The sequence below is a fragment of the Faecalicatena contorta genome (assembly GCF_001404335.1).
In the GTDB taxonomy this organism is placed as follows: domain Bacteria; phylum Bacillota; class Clostridia; order Lachnospirales; family Lachnospiraceae; genus Faecalicatena; species Faecalicatena contortus_B.
In genome coordinates this window covers 1-14,960 of the sequence record NZ_CYZU01000035.1, presented here as the reverse complement: position 1 = coordinate 14,960, position 14,960 = coordinate 1, and the positions used below count along the sequence as shown (strand labels likewise).

Below are 14,960 nucleotides of genomic sequence, written 5' to 3'. Positions count from 1 at the left end.
AATTTTGCAGTTTTTTGGAGCTTCTGTATATCAGTCATGGAATCAATAACACCGGTTCGAAGATTCCCGCTTTCCGGTCCGCCGCCGTATTTCTTACAATCACGGACAGCACACAGTCTTCCCCGGCTCGACTTGGAATTGTTACCGTCAATTCACCGGGCATTACAAAGGAATTTCGGGCCAGGCATTCCTCTCCCAGATACACTTCAACATCGCCTGCCACCTTGTGAAAGCATAGGGTTTTTCCAGCGTCCTTTTGCGAAATCTCTGTCGACCGGTATAGGCAGTGCCAACCGTCTTTTCCGGATAACTGTGACTGTGCCTTTCCCTCGAATTCAACAGGTTCCAGCGTGTTCATATCAGACTTATCCATACTCAGGTGCAGATCCGGTTTTTCCCTCACTGCTTTATGAGACATCCTCCAGCCGCCCACAAACACCGCATCCACACTCAATATTTCTTTTTCGTCTTCCGCTCTGCGGATCTCCCACTTTCCGGTGTACTCCCCCAATTTCTCAGAAACTAATGTTACCTGCAGGTACTCCTGATCCTCGGCCTGCAGTATGATCTGACAGCGTCCGCGGAATAACCTGACCCGCCCGTCTTCCTCACGGTCATGATTGTTCGGATCGCCGTTACCTGCCCCGAGCAGCTTCGCCCCCGAAACGGCAGCCTTTATATATCCCTCCTCCAAAGGCTGGACTTCCCCTTTCGCATCAACCACCGATATGTTTAGTATCAGCGCATCCTTTGTACTGTAATTCACATAATTGCGATTGGATTCTACCCGGATTGAAACAGCTTCCCCTGCAGTTTTACGTGCTGCCTCTATAACCTGCTTTTCTGAGATATAGCCTGCCGCGCGCAGCGTTCCCGGCTCAAATTCAATATCCCAGGCGCACTGTTCATATATCTCATTTTTCTTTCTGCCCATAGACCGCCCATTCAAGAAGAGTTCCACTTCCTCACAATTGCTGAAAGTCATTACCCGTACTGTCTCCCCTCTTTTGTGGTTCCAATGCGGCAGAAGATGGAGTACTGTCTCATTTTTCCAGCAGGCCTGATATAGATAATAAGTATCCTTGGGAAATCCACAGGTATCTATTATTCCGAAATGAGAACTTACACTCGGCCATTCATAAGGAGAGGGTTCCCCCCGGTAATCAAATCCGGTCCATACAAACATCCCCATAATAAAGTCTCTGGATAAAACGGACTCATTGGCTGCCCGCACTGTTTCTCCCCAGGGTGCCGTTTTTTCATCATAATTGCTGAATACCTGTTCTTCTTCATTATCTCTGTAAGTATCTCTTGTAGAAAATGCGGACACTAATTCAGAGGCTGCAACCGGCTGATGCGGATATTTTTTATGAAAAGCATCGTAACTGTCCGTATAATAATTGATACCTGTGATGTCAAATACTGTGGCAGCTCCTTCTTCCTCCATATAACCGCCGTTAAATGCACCCAGAACAGGGCGGTCCGGATCGAGCGCTTTTATTTGGGCCGTCATCCTTTCTGCTATCTTTCTTCCCTTTGCGGTGCCCTGCAGCGGCTCTTCATTAAATACGGAATATATGACAACGCACGGATGGTTCCTGTCCCGCCGCACCATCCCCCTAAGCCGCCGCATTGCGTCCTCCGCCGTACTGAATGTCCGGTTTTCATCCATCACCAGAATGCCCATCCGGTCACATAGGTCAAGCAGTTCCGGCGTGGGATTATGGTGAACGCACCGATAGGCATTACAGCCCATATCCTTCAGAATTTTCAGACGGTATCTCTGAACCTCATCGGGCAGTGCGGCCCCGATTCCGGCATGATCCTGATGATTACATGTCCCCAGAAGCTTCACCCTCTGTCCATTCAGCCAAAAGCCCTTGTCTGCATCAACTTTTATTGTCCGATAACCATAGGGGATGACTGTTTCATCTGTGGTTTCCCCAGCTTTCAGCCGCACCTTGCAGTGGTAGAGATATGGGCGGTCAATATCCCACAAAAAGGGATCCTCTATTTTCATTTCACAGCATACCTTGAATCTCTCAAACGCTTTTGCCGTTCCCTCTGTGCTGTACTGCATATCCGGCAGTACATTCCCATCCTCATCGCACAGTTCTACGATGCACTGATACCGCTGCTCTTCCCCGGATGCATTTTCAAGTTCGGCCTCTATATGCGTCTTCCAGCCGTCATCTACCCGTTCCGGCCGCACAAAGATACCGCTGTAAACCGGATGTACCAGAGGCTCCTTCAACAGCCAGACATGCCGGTATATCCCCGAGCCTTCATACCACCAGCCCTCCCAGATACTGCAGTCAATCTCTACTGCAAGAATATTCGGCTTCTTCCCGTAATTTGCAATGTCTGTAATATTCACACAAAAGCTATTGTAGCGGCTTTCATTATGGTACAGCTTGCAACGGTGTACAAAGGGAACATAATAAAAAACTTAATAATGGACTGCCAATCTTACGCAAAGTACCGCCCAAACGAGACTACGGGCGGTATTTTTGTATCATGGCGGAGAAAGGAGGAACTTCCCACGGGGGCTTGACTGAAAAGTTGAGCCCCTTTTTTCATGCCAAAAAACAGGAGGTAAATGCTTATGGCAGATGATAAAACCACAAAAACGCCGGAACAGCCGGTAACGGATACCGGACCGGGCAAAGAAACACCGCCTACTCCCCCAAAAGAGCCGGAGAAGGTTTCCGTTTCCCCGGAGCCGGAAAAAAAGACGGAACCGGAGGTAAAGAACCCGCAGGTTTCCGTCTATAACTTCGCTGAAATTATGAAGGAAAAGAAGGTCGAGGAACGGGCGGCAGCTCCCAGCGGGGAAAAGCCTGTCCCGGCAAAAACGGAAAAACCGGAAAAGCAGCCGGAGGCTCCGAAGAAAGCGGAGGAAAAACCCAAAGAGCCGGAACAGCCGAAGCGCCGGGGCCGTCCCCCGAAGGCAGATAAGGACAAGGACGCAGCCCCGAAGCCCAAAGCTCCCGCACAGAAACCGGAAAAGGCGGTCAAAAAGGAACCGGAGAAAAAAACGGCTCCAACGGTGCAGACTGCTCCCACTCCGAAGGAACCCGAAAAGCCGAAGGATGCACCACGCCGGGGCAAGGAGCAGATCGTCTATATCAAGCTGAACGAGCTCTACGCATTCAAGAACCATCCCTTTGAAGTCCGGGATGATGAAGAAATGCGGGCTATGGTGTCCAGCGTTAAGGACAAGGGCGTGACCCAGCCCGCTATTGTTCGTCCCCGTGAGGATGGCGGCTATGAGATCGTGTCCGGCCACCGCCGCCAGAAAGCCAGCGAGCTTGCCGGGTATGCGGATATGCCCTGTATCGTCCGAAACCTGACAGACGATGAAGCCATCACACAGATGGTTGAGGACAATCTCAACCAGCGTGAAGAAATCCTACCCAGTGAGCGGGCCAAAGCCTTGAAAATGCAGCTTGAGGCTATCAAGCACCAGGGCTCCCGCACTTCGGGCCAGATTGACCCGAAGGACGCTGGCAAACGCTCCAACGAGATCGTGGCCGAGCGCAATAAGATGGCGGTCAAGCAGGTGCAGCGGTATATCCGTCTCAATGAGCTGGTTCCCGACCTGATGAAGCTGATGGATGAAAAAAAGCTGGGCTTTACTACGGCGGTGGAGCTTTCCTATGTCAGCAAAAAGAACCAGAACTATATCGCCGTTGCCATTGACAGCCAGCAGTCCTCTCCTTCGCAGGCGCAGGCAAAGCGTATGCGTGAGCTGGACGAAAAGAAGCTGCTCAACGGGGATGTGATCGACGGCATTATGATGGAGGACAAAAAGGAGGTAGACAAAGTGATTTTGACAGGTGCGGAACTGAGCAAGTATTTCGGCAAGGAAACTACGCCGAGGGAAATGAAGGATCAGATCATCAAGCTGCTGGACGACTGGAAGGGTCAGCAGAAGGAACACGAAAAGCCGGAGAAGAAAAACGAACAGGAAAAGTAAGCCCAAACTTCGGGTCAGCATGGCCCGAGGATTGCGGGGCTCTGCCCCGCGCCCCGAAGCTCTGGAGATATAAATTATTCCCCGTCGCCAGTTATTCCGTAGCATAGCCGGGAAAATCAGTCAAGGGCAGCGCCGCCGCAGGCGGTGCCAGAGGCACCCTTGACGGATTTCTCCCGGTTATGCTTTTTCCCGGTCAAGCGACGGGGATATAAATTCTCCAGAGCCGTTCCCCTTCCCGGGGGAAGGGGCGGAGGGGTTGGGCGAACTCTTGCTTTTCCCTAAACCAAAACAGAAATGGAGGCTCAACCAATGAAACGACCTTTAGCGTACCTGACCGCTGCATGGAGCGGCGAGCCGGATGTTGATATGGAACTGGCGGCCCACTACTGCCGTCTTGCTTATGAGGCGGGCTTTTCCCCGATCTGCCCGCTCTTGTATCTGCCGCTGTTTTTGAATGACAGCGTTCCCGAGGAACACAAAGCCGGGATTGATATGCGCCGGGATATGCTGCGGCGTTCCCATACCCTGATCGTCTGCGGCAGCGTTGTGGACGAGGATGTAAAAAATGATATTGCGGTTGCCGGACGGCTGGGCATTGCGGCGACAACGCTGGAAGGGGTGCTTGCCGTGAAGGGACACGGCATCCCGGGCCATGCCGGACATTAAGCTGGGGAGCCTTTTTGACGGGATCGGCGTGTTCCCTCTGGCTGCTTCCCGGTGCGGTATTCGTCCGGTATGGGCCAGCGAGATTGAAAAAGCGCCCATCTCCATAACCAAAAGGCACTTTCCCGACATGGCGCATTTGGGAGATATTACGAAGGTGGACGGCGGGAAAATCCCACCTGTCCATATAATTACCTTCGGTTCCCCCTGTCAGAACCTTTCTCTGATCGGCAACCGCTCCGGCCTTGCCGGGGCAAAATCAAGCCTGTTCTATCAGGCGTTTCGTATCATACAGGAAATGAGGGATGCTACTGATAACCTATATCCAGCTATCGCTGTTTGGGAAAACGTCATGGGAGCGTTTTCTACAAATGACCGGATGGACTTTAGAGCCGTCCTATCCGCCTTCTCGGACACCGAAGTTCCAATGCCTCCTTCGGGAAGATGGGGAAACGCCGGAATGGTGCGAGGGGGAACGCCTGATGTGTGCTGGCGGCTCATGGACGCCCAGTATTGGGCAGGCTCCCGAAGGCTGGCACGAAGGCAGCGGATTTTCGTCGTGGCGGATTTTGGAGGCAGACGTGCCGCAGACATACTATTTAAGCCCCGTCCAATGCTCCCACTTCCTCCGCCTTGCGGAGAGGGCGGGCGGGCCGCCGCCGAAGGAGATCGAACAGCTTCTTTTGAAACAGGGCGGCAGATACCAGTCATCCACCCCTTTCAGTGCTTCCGTATGCGGGGAGCGGCAAAAAGGCAGGAAGAAACGGCCTTCCGAAACAGCTTCGGATTACCAACTGACCCTTTTCCCACTCTTTTAGCCAGTGATGTAACGCCCTTTGCCTTCTGGTATGAGGGCGACCCGGAGGGCGGCTGTATCCGTTTTCTGACGGAAACAGAAAGTGAACGGCTGATGGGGCTGCCGGAGGGCTGGACAAAGTACGGGGCGGACGGCATGGAGATCCGGCCTCTGCAACGCTACAAGGCGCTGGGAAATGCGATTGCCCTCCCTTGTGCCGATTACATTATGGCCGGGATCTATGAGGTGCTGGCTGACCGGGCCGGAAAGGAGGAATAAGCCCATGTTTGAAGCCTATATAACCAATACAGCCCTATACCCCTTAATGGGGATTGAGGTAGGGACAACGGTACATTTCCCCATGACGACACAGGAGTTGCAGGCCGCCCTTGCCAAAATCGGGATAGACGGGAAACGGTACAGCGAAGTGTTCTTTACCAGCTTTGACAGTGATGTGCTGGGGCTCTACGATCATCTCTACGAATGTGAGAACATCGACGAGCTGAACGAGCTGGGCCACGCCCTGCTGGAAGTACGGGATAAGGGCGGACTGGAAACCTTTGAAGCCGCTCTTGTCTTGGGAAACCACACACGGAGCGTGAAGGATTTGATAAACCTGACGCAGAACCTTGACCTTTACCGCTTTTACCCGGATATTTCCGATGATGAAGGGCTGGGCCGTCTTTACGCCGACGAGCTTGGGACTATCGACATACCGGAGCACATTCAGAACTACTTCGATTATGAGGCATACGGGCGGGATGTGCGTATCAACGAGGGCGGCGTATTCGCTCCCGGTGGGTATGTCTCGGCAGTCCCGGAGGGCTTCAAGGAGTATTACCACGGGCCGCAGGACATTCCGCCGGAACACCGGATATTTGCCTATCCTGAAAAGGCCGAGCCTGTCCACTCCATTCTCGCTGCACTCAAACGGTTTCAAGAAGCCCCGCCCGCTCCGAAAAAGGACAAGGCGGGGCCTTCCCATGAAGAACGGTAGGACTTCGGGCCAGCATGGCCCGAAGCATGAAGGAGGTGCATACCATCAACTATTACCCTATCAATGAAGGAGCCGCCCGCCGGGCAAAAGAAATGAACAGCTTTTCCGACTACAAGGAAGGGAGCGCAACGGCGGAATACCGGGCAATGGTGGACAAGGCCGCCGCCATAGCGGAAAAGCAGAAATCCCGGGTGGACCCCATGTACCATGAGAAGATCGACCATCTGTTAGACACCTACGCCCGCAAGCTGGCCGAAAACATGAACCAGGGCTTTGCCATTGACGCAAGGGTTCCCTCTGTGATGATCGCCGGACCTGCCAATTTCCCGGTGGGAAAGAAGGAAAAACAGAACCGGGCCCGGGACAGCAACATGGAGGAATGGCGGCATATTCAAGGGCTGCTGGATAAGATACGCAGCACCGGCATGGGCGGTATCAGCGCCGATGACCCGGCGGCCATTGAAAAGCTCCAGAAAAAGCTGGACGGGCTGGAACGCTCCCAGCTCATTATGAAGGAGGTCAACGCTTATTACCGCAAGCATGGCAAGCTGGACGGCTGTGCGCTGCTGTCGCCTGACCAGATCGAAAAGCTGAAAGCCAGCATGGCGTCAAGCTGGCGGAGCGACCCGAGGCCATTTGAAAGCTACCAGCTTACCAACAACAACGCGGAGATCCGCCGGGTAAAGGCCCGTATCGAACAGCTTTCCAAACAGGCGCAGCGGGAGTTTTCCGGCTGGGAGTTTGACGGGGGCCGTGTGGAAATGAACCGGGAGGACAACCGCTTGCAGGTGTTCTTTGACGGAAAGCCTGACGCGGACACCCGAGCCGAGCTGAAAAGCAACGGCTTTCGCTGGGCTCCCAGCGTGGGCGCATGGCAGCGGCAGCTCACGGACAACGCCATCCGGGCGGCTGACCGTCTGGAATGTATCAAGCCGCTGTCCGGCGAAAAGCCCTCCCAGCTTCAAAAGAAGCCCTCTATCTTGCAGACCATGCGGGAACAGGGCGAAAAAGTCCAGACGGAGCCGGAAAAGAAAGCTCCGTCCGGCAGGGATGCCGAGCGGTAAGCCTCGGGCCACATTGGCCCGAGGTTTTCTGTTGCCCCGGAGTGTACGGGGGCCTCCCGTCTACCGGGAGCCCTAACGGAAAGGAGGTTTTATGCAGGAAGAAGTAAACCAAAAAACAGTTGCCCTTTCGATCAAGACGGCAAAGCTGACGGGAAAAGTGCTGGCCGCCGCTCTTGGCAAGGTGGTTCGGGCGCTGCAAAAGCACCACCGGAAGGCGCTGACCCCACAGGGCCGCCAGAGCGTGAAAAAGCTGATGAACCACTACGGCGGTAAAAACGCCATGCAGTATGTGGGCGCGCCGAAGGATTTTGACCGGATAGCGAAGGAGTTCCATGTGGACTACGCTTTCCATAAAGTGAGCCCCGGCCATTATCTGCTGTTCTTCAAAGCCAATCAGGCGGACGCCATCACGGCGGCCTTCCAGAAATACAGTACAAAGGTGCTGAACAAAGACCAGGACAAGGCTTCTATCCTCGGCCAGCTCCGCAAGCTCACAGAGCAGATCAGGACAAAGCCGAAGGAGAAGCAGCGGACCAGAGAGGCGGTGAAGGACGGACGTTGAGTGACAAGATCAGAAAATATGTGCTCCCCAACCTGCCGTACCTCTTTGTGTTCTGGTTTTTCTCCAAAATCGGGACGGCCTACCGTATCGCGTCCGGTGCAGACTTCGGGACAAAGCTCATGGGGATGCTCGACACCTTCCCCAAAGCCTTTGAAACCTACTGGCCGGGACTGGGCGGCATTGACCTGCTGGTGGGCCTCGCCGGTGCGGCTGGGGTGTATCTGCTGATACAGTCCAAAATCAAGCAGGCAAAGAAATTCCGGCGGGATGCGGAGTACGGCACCGCCCGCTGGGGAACAAAGGAGGATATAAAGCCGTTTGTAGACCCCAAATTTCAGAACAATGTCATTCTGACCGGGACGGAGTTCCTTACCATGAACACACGCCCGAAGATACCCGCCAACGCCCGCAACCTGAACGCCTGCGTTATCGGCTCGTCCGGTTCGGGCAAAACAAGGTTCTGGCTGACCCCGCAGCTCCTTCAAGCCCATTCCTCGTATGTGGTGGTGGACCCGAAGGGCGGCACCCTCGACCAATGCGGACGGTTCCTGCAACGGGAGAAATATAAGGTGCGGGTGTTCAATAGTATCGACTTCTCCAAATCCATGCACTACAATCCGCTGGCCTACATCAAAACGGAAAGCGACGTGCTGAAATTCGTTACCGCCCTGATTGCCAACACCAAAGGCGACGGCAAGGAGGGCGACGAGTTCTGGACTAAAGCCGAAACCCTTTTGTACTGCGCCCTTGTGGCCTACATCGTATTTGAGGGGCCGGAGGAAGAACGCAACATGAATACGCTGGTGGAAATGATAAACAGCATGGAAGTCCGGGAGGATGACGAAACCTTCAAAAATGCGGTGGACTATATGTTTGACGGGTTGGAACGTCGCAGTCCCCAGCACTTCGCTGTGAGGCAGTATAAGAAGTACAAGCTGGCAAGCGGTGTAATAAGATGAAAGAGACTTTTTAGTACATATTAGAAATTCTCTTTGAGCTTATTACTTTTAGGTTCAAATACAGAGGAAAGGAGCAGAGCATGAGTAGCGAAAAAATAATCGCATTGTATGAGAGACTAAGTCGTGAGGATGAGAACTTGGGGGAGTCGTACAGTATTCAAAACCAGAAGAAGTTGCTAGAAGATTTTTGTAGAGAAAAAGGGTGGACTAGGTTCAGGCACTTCACTGATGATGGAATATCCGGTACAACCTTTGAAAGACCGTCCTTTAAGGAAATGATTAGCCTTGTGGAAGATGGAGAAGTGGAAACGATTGTGTTAAAAGATATGAGCCGATTAGGGCGAGATTATCTTGTGGTCGGTCAGCTTCGAGAGTTCTTCCGTAAAAAGGGAGTACGGCTGATTGCCATTAACGATAACCATGACAGTTCCAACGGAGATGATGATTTTCTTGTGTTCAGGGATGTTATGAATGAAATGTATGCAAAAGACATCAGCAAGAAAATCCGGTCTACCTTTAAATCAAAAGGTAAGTCGGGCAAGCATGTGGCAAGCGTTACTCCATACGGTTATCTGAAAGATGAAAATGACGGTAATCACTGGATAATTGATGAAGAAGCTGCCGAGGTGGTTCGTCTGATATTTAAATGGACTATTGATGGTCTGGGTCCTTATCAGATAGCTAATTTATTGCAGGAGAAGAAAGTGGAAATACCGGCAGTACACATGGCACGCTTCGGGCAGGGTAACAACAGGCACAAGCAGGTAAAAGACCCGTATGGGTGGGGTTCATCTACGGTGGTCGGCATTTTGAAGAAAAGGGAGTACTTAGGACATACCGTAAACTTCAAAACGCAGAAGCACTTTAAGGACAAAAAGAGCCATTATGTATCGGAAGATAACTGGGTAATCTTTGAGAATACGCAGGATGCCATTATAGACCAAGATACCTTTGATACGGTGCAGAAGCTTCGGGCGAATGTACGAAGATATCCGGACGGATGGGGCGAGCATCATGTACTTACCGGTCTTATGTATTGTGCTGATTGTGGTGCTAAAATGTATGTTCACAGAACAAGCAATGGTAAGAGAATTGCACAATATACTTGTTCGGCATATACCAAAGTTCCGTGCGGTACGCTATGCAAGACACAGCACAGAATTAACGAGTCTGTGGTGCTGGAACTGATAGGGGATATGCTGAAAGCAATCTTTGAAAGTGCCAAGTATGACAGAGCAGAGTTTTTGGAGACGATAACAACCGCACAGTCCTCACAAGAGGATGCAGAGGTAAAAAAGGTCAAGGCAAGGATTAAAGTGGCTAGAAATCGCTGTGAGGAGCTTGAGAAGCTAATCTGCCGTATCTATGAGGATAACATTCTCGGAAAGTTGCCGGATAGCAGATATGAGGTTCTTGATAAGCAGTACGCAAATGAAAAATCGGAACTGGATGCGGAAATCATGGAGCTTGAGAAGAGGATTGCAGAGTATGACGGAAACAGAAATTCAGCAAGCCGGTTCATGGCACTGATTGATAAATACGAGAAATTTGAAGAACTTACACCGGCAATGGTTAATGAATTTGTTGATAAGGTGCTGGTGCATGAGAGAGACAGAAAAGGGAGTATTCAGACCACGCAGGAGATTGAGATTTATTTCAATTTCGTAGGTCGGTATGTACCACCGGCAATGGAAGTGGAACTTACACCGGAAGAGCAGGCGGAGATAGACCGAATTAACCGGATTAAGGATAAGAGGCATCAGCAGTATCTTCGCAGAAAAGAAAGTGGCTGGCAGAGAAAATATGAGGAGCGTGTGAAGAGTGAAAAGCGTGAGAAACTGCAAGCCATGAAAGAAGAAATCCGTAAGCAGGATAGGGAGAACGGAGTGTATGCAACGGTGGGAAGCCTTGCATTAAAACCGACAGTCGGAACACCTGAATAGGATTTCGGAAAAAGCACTTGAGAGATAATCTTGAGTGCTTTTTTCATGCCCAAATTTCAAAAGGAAATGCAGGGCATACCGAAGAAGTTGAACAGTGCTACCGGCTATTTGGTGGCAGTTTTCAACTCCTTCGGAGCAGAGTACAGAGGTGCAACCTTTGTCGGAGTTGAGAGGCAGAGCCTTCATCAGGTCAAGGGCGGAAGCCTTGCCCAGTTTATTGTCGTTTCGACAATAAGTACTGGGTATTACTTGTCGAAAAAATCTCAAGTAATTGGCTTCGCCACGGAAGTTAGTTGAAAGGAAAAAGAAGAAATGAGCAAAGAGAAAATGAGAGCTTCAAGGCACAACGGAAGAAGCGGAAAGCATGGTGTTTATGACGTAAAGCACAATGACAGAAACTTTGATGTAGCCAACAGTGAGCATATTGATGCCGAGAGAACGAAGCTGAATGTTTACTGGGACTGCTATCAGGGTTACTGTTTGAACGGTGATACATCGGAAAGGAAAATGACTTTCACGGAAATTGAAAAAGCATATTATTTTGAGCATTACGGAGACCATGTGGATGCACAAAATGAAAGAAATGAGAAAGCGGGTCACGCAGAACGGAACAGAACGACAGATGATGTTCTGAAAAATAATAAGACCTGTCCGGAAGAGAGTATATTGCAACTTGGTAATATTGATTGTTCAGTGACACCCGATGTATTGGCAAAAGTGGTGGCAGAGTTCTTTGAGGAATTTGAAAAAAGATATGGTAGCCATGTTCACATTCTTGACTGGGCATTGCACTTGGATGAAGCCACTCCTCATGTTCATGTAAGACAAGTCTATGATGCCCTGAATAAATATGGGGAGCTTTGTCCACAGCAGGAAAAAGCACTGGAAGAGTTGGGGTTTGAATTACCTGACCCGACAAAAAAGAGAAGTCGATTCAATAACCGGAAGATGTGCTTTGATGCAGAGTGCAGGAAGCTGTTTTTGGATATTGGGCAGAAGAACGGTGTGGAGCTTGAATATGAACCGGAATATGGTGGAGCAAGCTATTTGGAGAAGCAGGACTATATCATAGAAAATCAGCAGAAGAGAATTGCCAAGATGCAGGCGGCTTTGGATGACATTACCTTGAAGGTCTTGGATATGGAAAATATGGTGGAGCAGATAGCGGATGATGCCTATGAAAAAGCGTGTGAGGTCGTAGCTGATACAGTGGCAGAGCATACCAGAGCAGAAGATATAGCAGAGCTTCGCAGTTATAAAAAATGGCTGACTTCGGATGAGCGGAAAACTCCAAAAGACAAGAGAGATTTTGTGGGGAAGTGCCTTGACAATTTGGAAGCACGCTTTAGAAAAATGGCACAGGCAGTTGCAAAGAAAGTGCTGGGAGCCTTACAGAGTCCACAGATAAAGGAACAGAAAAAAGAAGAAATAAAGGAAAGGGCGAGAGTGTCTGTCAGAGAGAGGCTGGCAGAACATCAGAAGCAAGTGGAAATGGAAAAGCAGAGAAAAGCGGAACTTCCAAAAGTGAAAAAGCAGAAAACGGAAGAACTTGGATAGGAGGCTGTTATGAATGTTTTTGCAGTGGTAAAGGATAATGTTACCGCAAAAGATGTGGCTATGAGATATGGCATAAAAATCAATCGGAGCGGGCTGGCTTGTTGTCCGTTTCATAGGGATAAGACACCCAGTATGAAGATTGATAAGAGGTACTACTGTTTTGGTTGTGGAGAAACCGGAGATGCTACTGATTTGGTGGCAAAATATTTTGGACTTGCACCAAAGGAGGCTGCAATGAAGATTGCCTCCGACTTTGGTCTAAACTATGATGCAACCAACCGTCCATTACCAAAACCGGCAGTACCGCAGAAATCGAAAGAGCAGATATTGGATGAGGAACAGAAGAAATGTTTTAGGGAATTATCCGACTATTATCATCTGCTAAAGGAATGGAAAATAAAATATGCACCGAAGAGCATGGATGAAGAACTGCATCCGCTCTTTGTGGAAGCCCTGCAGAATATCAGCAGAGTGGAGTATCAGCTTGACACTCTTCTTGAAAAAGATATTCCTGACAGGGCTTTTGTTATTTCAGACATAGGAAAGGGGGTAAAGAGCATTGTCGGAAGAATTGAAGAGTATCGAAGAAGTGAGAGAGATGCTGGAGTGCACACAGCAGGGAAATGTAAGGCAGACTGCCGGTAATTATCGTACAGTTTTGCTCCATGACCCACATTTAGGCGGAGCATTCCGTTTGAATATGTTTACCGATAAAATCGACATTACAAGAGATTTGGGCTGGTATCGGGAAAGTGAAAATCTGACAGATGTTGATTTGAAATTCTTGGTGCTGTACTTTGAAAAGAATTATGGTCTGGCAAATGAAAAGAGAATTGATGATGCAATCAAGGTAGTGGCAAATGAAAACCGTTATCATCCGGTGCAGGACTATCTGAATGCCCTGCAATGGGATAAGGTGGAGCGTATCAGATATGCCCTGCATTACTTTTTGGGGGCTGAAATCAGTGATTATACCTATGAAGTGTTGAAACTCTTTATGCTGGGAACAATCGCAAGAGTTTTCCGCCCTGGCATTAAGTTTGAGGTTATGCTGTGTCTTGTCGGTGGGCAGGGTGCCGGTAAATCCACTTTTTTCAGATTTCTCGCCATGAAAGATGACTGGTTCACGGATGACCTAAAGAAAATGGATGACGAGAATGTATACCGGAAATTGCAGGGGCATCTGATAGTGGAGTTCCCTGAAATGGTAGCAATCCTGAATGCGAAGAATGTAGAGGATACCAAGTCCTTTATGAGCAGGCAGAAGGATACCTACAAAACACCGTATGACAAGCATCCGAAAGACCATAAGAGGCAGTGCGTATTTGCCGGTTCGTCAAATTCTCTTGATTTCCTGCCTATGGATAGGTCGGGGAACAGAAGATTTCTTCCTATTCAGTGCAATGTGAATGAGGCAGAGGTTCACATCCTTGATGATGAGAAAGTATCAAGAGAATATATAGCACAGATGTGGGCAGAGGCAATGGAGATATACAGAAGTGGTAATTATATGCTGAAACTGCCTAAAAAGACGCAGGAAGAGCTTTGTGAGTATCAGAAGAGATTTATGCAGGAAGATACCAAAAAGGAGCTTATTCTTGATTATTTGGAGCATTGCAAGGGCAATATGGTGTGTTCCCGATTGCTTTATGCAGAGGCACTGGGGAATGACGGAAGTCCGGCACAGTGGGAAATTCGGGAGATTAACGATATTATGAATAATTGTAGTGGCTGGATAGCATTTACTAATCCGAGATATTTCCCAAGCCCATACAACAGACAGAGAGGATGGGAAAAGCCCGACAACAAAGAGAGTGAATTTCAACCATTAACCGAAGAACAGATGCAACAGTTATCGTTGCCGGAAGAGTGGATGAAGTAAAAACTGCCCGGTAGATTGTCGGTCTGTTGTCGCTTCCGTTGTCGGGTTCGTTGTCGGTTCTATATTTCTATAATCCTTATATTTCCTACATTTTTTAGGGATAGATACAGTTCTGACAACGAAAGCAACGGAATATTTGAAAAAAAGAATAAAAGCAGAAAAGTAACTATAAATGATAAGGTTTAGGAGTTTTTAGGTGTCCGTTGTCGTTGCCCGTTGTCGAGAGATAGAGGCACTTCCTTATCGGGCATTAACAAAAAAGGAGAACAAACAAATGGAGAATAAAAAAACAAACACACCGGTAGCATTAAGAAAGCAGATAGGCGGTACAACCTATGTAGTCAGGGTGCATTTCAATGAGGATGCAAAGGAAAGCATGAAGGACAAGATAAAGAGGCTGATTGCTAATGAGGTCAGGGCTTCGTAGCACACTGCATAGGTCAAAAAGCATGTAGAATAATAGTATATATTGGTGCTAGAATATAAATAGTACAAGTCAAAATGAGAATTCCTAATCTAATATTTCATGGTACAATGTAGGTACCGCACTGAAGGAGG

12 protein-coding genes and 1 pseudogene are annotated in these 14,960 nt (G+C 49.4%); 12 read left to right on the top strand and 1 reads right to left on the bottom strand.

Annotated elements, in window-relative coordinates; all coding sequences use genetic code 11:
• Positions 1 to 34: 34 nt before the first annotated feature.
• Complete coding sequence (locus ARB69_RS16400) at positions 35 to 2,377, bottom strand: glycoside hydrolase family 2 TIM barrel-domain containing protein (protein WP_055154336.1); 2,343 nt, start codon at positions 2,375 to 2,377, stop codon at positions 35 to 37.
• Between the two features lie 222 nt (positions 2,378 to 2,599).
• On the opposite strand from ARB69_RS16400, the gene ARB69_RS16395 reads away from it, so the two are divergent.
• The 12 genes and pseudogenes from ARB69_RS16395 (at position 2,600) to ARB69_RS26145 (ending at position 14,829) form a co-directional block, all read left to right on the top strand.
• Positions 2,600 to 3,979, top strand: coding sequence for a ParB/RepB/Spo0J family partition protein (locus ARB69_RS16395; RefSeq protein ID WP_055154334.1), 1,380 nt, complete (start codon positions 2,600 to 2,602; stop codon positions 3,977 to 3,979).
• 309 nt (positions 3,980 to 4,288) lie between these two features.
• Entirely contained in the window at positions 4,289 to 4,645 is a 357-nt protein-coding gene (locus ARB69_RS16390; protein WP_032520990.1) for a hypothetical protein, read from the top strand.
• The gene (locus ARB69_RS16385) at positions 4,632 to 5,717 is read left to right on the top strand and encodes a DNA cytosine methyltransferase (protein WP_055154332.1); all 1,086 of its coding nucleotides are present in this window, start codon (positions 4,632 to 4,634) and stop codon (positions 5,715 to 5,717) included. Before ARB69_RS16390 ends, ARB69_RS16385 begins: the two co-directional genes overlap by 14 nt.
• Positions 5,718 to 5,721: 4 nt before the next feature.
• Positions 5,722 to 6,435: an antirestriction protein ArdA gene (locus ARB69_RS16380; RefSeq protein WP_005927704.1), complete on the top strand. Its 714-nt coding sequence runs from the start codon at positions 5,722 to 5,724 to the stop codon at positions 6,433 to 6,435.
• Between the two features lie 14 nt (positions 6,436 to 6,449).
• Entirely contained in the window at positions 6,450 to 7,499 is a 1,050-nt protein-coding gene (locus tag ARB69_RS16375; RefSeq protein WP_055154331.1) for a hypothetical protein, read from the top strand.
• 91 nt (positions 7,500 to 7,590) lie between these two features.
• Positions 7,591 to 8,061, top strand: coding sequence for a PcfB family protein (locus ARB69_RS16370; protein ID WP_055154329.1), 471 nt, complete (start codon positions 7,591 to 7,593; stop codon positions 8,059 to 8,061).
• Positions 8,058 to 9,008: pseudogene (locus ARB69_RS16365) on the top strand (type IV secretory system conjugative DNA transfer family protein); the annotation flags it as partial. The gene ARB69_RS16370 and the pseudogene ARB69_RS16365, both read left to right, overlap by 4 nt.
• Positions 9,009 to 9,100: 92 nt before the next feature.
• Positions 9,101 to 10,963, top strand: coding sequence for a recombinase family protein (locus ARB69_RS16360; RefSeq protein ID WP_002592621.1), 1,863 nt, complete (start codon positions 9,101 to 9,103; stop codon positions 10,961 to 10,963).
• Between the two features lie 327 nt (positions 10,964 to 11,290).
• Positions 11,291 to 12,520, top strand: coding sequence for a serine/arginine repetitive matrix protein 2 (locus ARB69_RS16350; protein ID WP_038292023.1), 1,230 nt, complete (start codon positions 11,291 to 11,293; stop codon positions 12,518 to 12,520).
• Positions 12,521 to 12,529: 9 nt separating this feature from the next.
• The gene (locus ARB69_RS16345; protein WP_002592618.1) at positions 12,530 to 13,165 is read left to right on the top strand and encodes a CHC2 zinc finger domain-containing protein; all 636 of its coding nucleotides are present in this window, start codon (positions 12,530 to 12,532) and stop codon (positions 13,163 to 13,165) included.
• Entirely contained in the window at positions 13,119 to 14,402 is a 1,284-nt protein-coding gene (locus ARB69_RS16340; protein WP_002592617.1) for a virulence-associated E family protein, read from the top strand. The genes ARB69_RS16345 and ARB69_RS16340 overlap by 47 nt, the downstream gene beginning before the upstream one ends.
• A gap of 274 nt (positions 14,403 to 14,676) precedes the next feature.
• On the top strand, positions 14,677 to 14,829 hold the full coding sequence (locus ARB69_RS26145; RefSeq protein WP_080633429.1) for a transposon-encoded TnpW family protein: 153 nt from the start codon (positions 14,677 to 14,679) through the stop codon (positions 14,827 to 14,829).
• Positions 14,830 to 14,960 lie beyond the last annotated feature (131 nt).

Bases quoted from the DNA above. Each gene is read 5' to 3' on its own strand.
- ARB69_RS16370 (WP_055154329.1), top strand. From the start codon at position 7,591: ATGCAGGAAGAAGTAAACCAAAAAACAGTTGCCCTTTCGATCAAGACG.
- ARB69_RS16395 (WP_055154334.1), top strand. From the start codon at position 2,600: ATGCTTATGGCAGATGATAAAACCACAAAAACGCCGGAACAGCCGGTA.
- ARB69_RS16340 (WP_002592617.1), top strand. From the start codon at position 13,119: ATGCTGGAGTGCACACAGCAGGGAAATGTAAGGCAGACTGCCGGTAAT.
- ARB69_RS16350 (WP_038292023.1), top strand. From the start codon at position 11,291: ATGAGAGCTTCAAGGCACAACGGAAGAAGCGGAAAGCATGGTGTTTAT.
- ARB69_RS16375 (WP_055154331.1), top strand. From the start codon at position 6,450: ATGGCCCGAAGCATGAAGGAGGTGCATACCATCAACTATTACCCTATC.
- ARB69_RS26145 (WP_080633429.1), top strand. From the start codon at position 14,677: ATGGAGAATAAAAAAACAAACACACCGGTAGCATTAAGAAAGCAGATA.
- ARB69_RS16390 (WP_032520990.1), top strand. From the start codon at position 4,289: ATGAAACGACCTTTAGCGTACCTGACCGCTGCATGGAGCGGCGAGCCG.
- ARB69_RS16380 (WP_005927704.1), top strand. From the start codon at position 5,722: ATGTTTGAAGCCTATATAACCAATACAGCCCTATACCCCTTAATGGGG.
- ARB69_RS16385 (WP_055154332.1), top strand. From the start codon at position 4,632: ATGCCGGACATTAAGCTGGGGAGCCTTTTTGACGGGATCGGCGTGTTC.
- ARB69_RS16360 (WP_002592621.1), top strand. From the start codon at position 9,101: ATGAGTAGCGAAAAAATAATCGCATTGTATGAGAGACTAAGTCGTGAG.
- ARB69_RS16345 (WP_002592618.1), top strand. From the start codon at position 12,530: ATGAATGTTTTTGCAGTGGTAAAGGATAATGTTACCGCAAAAGATGTG.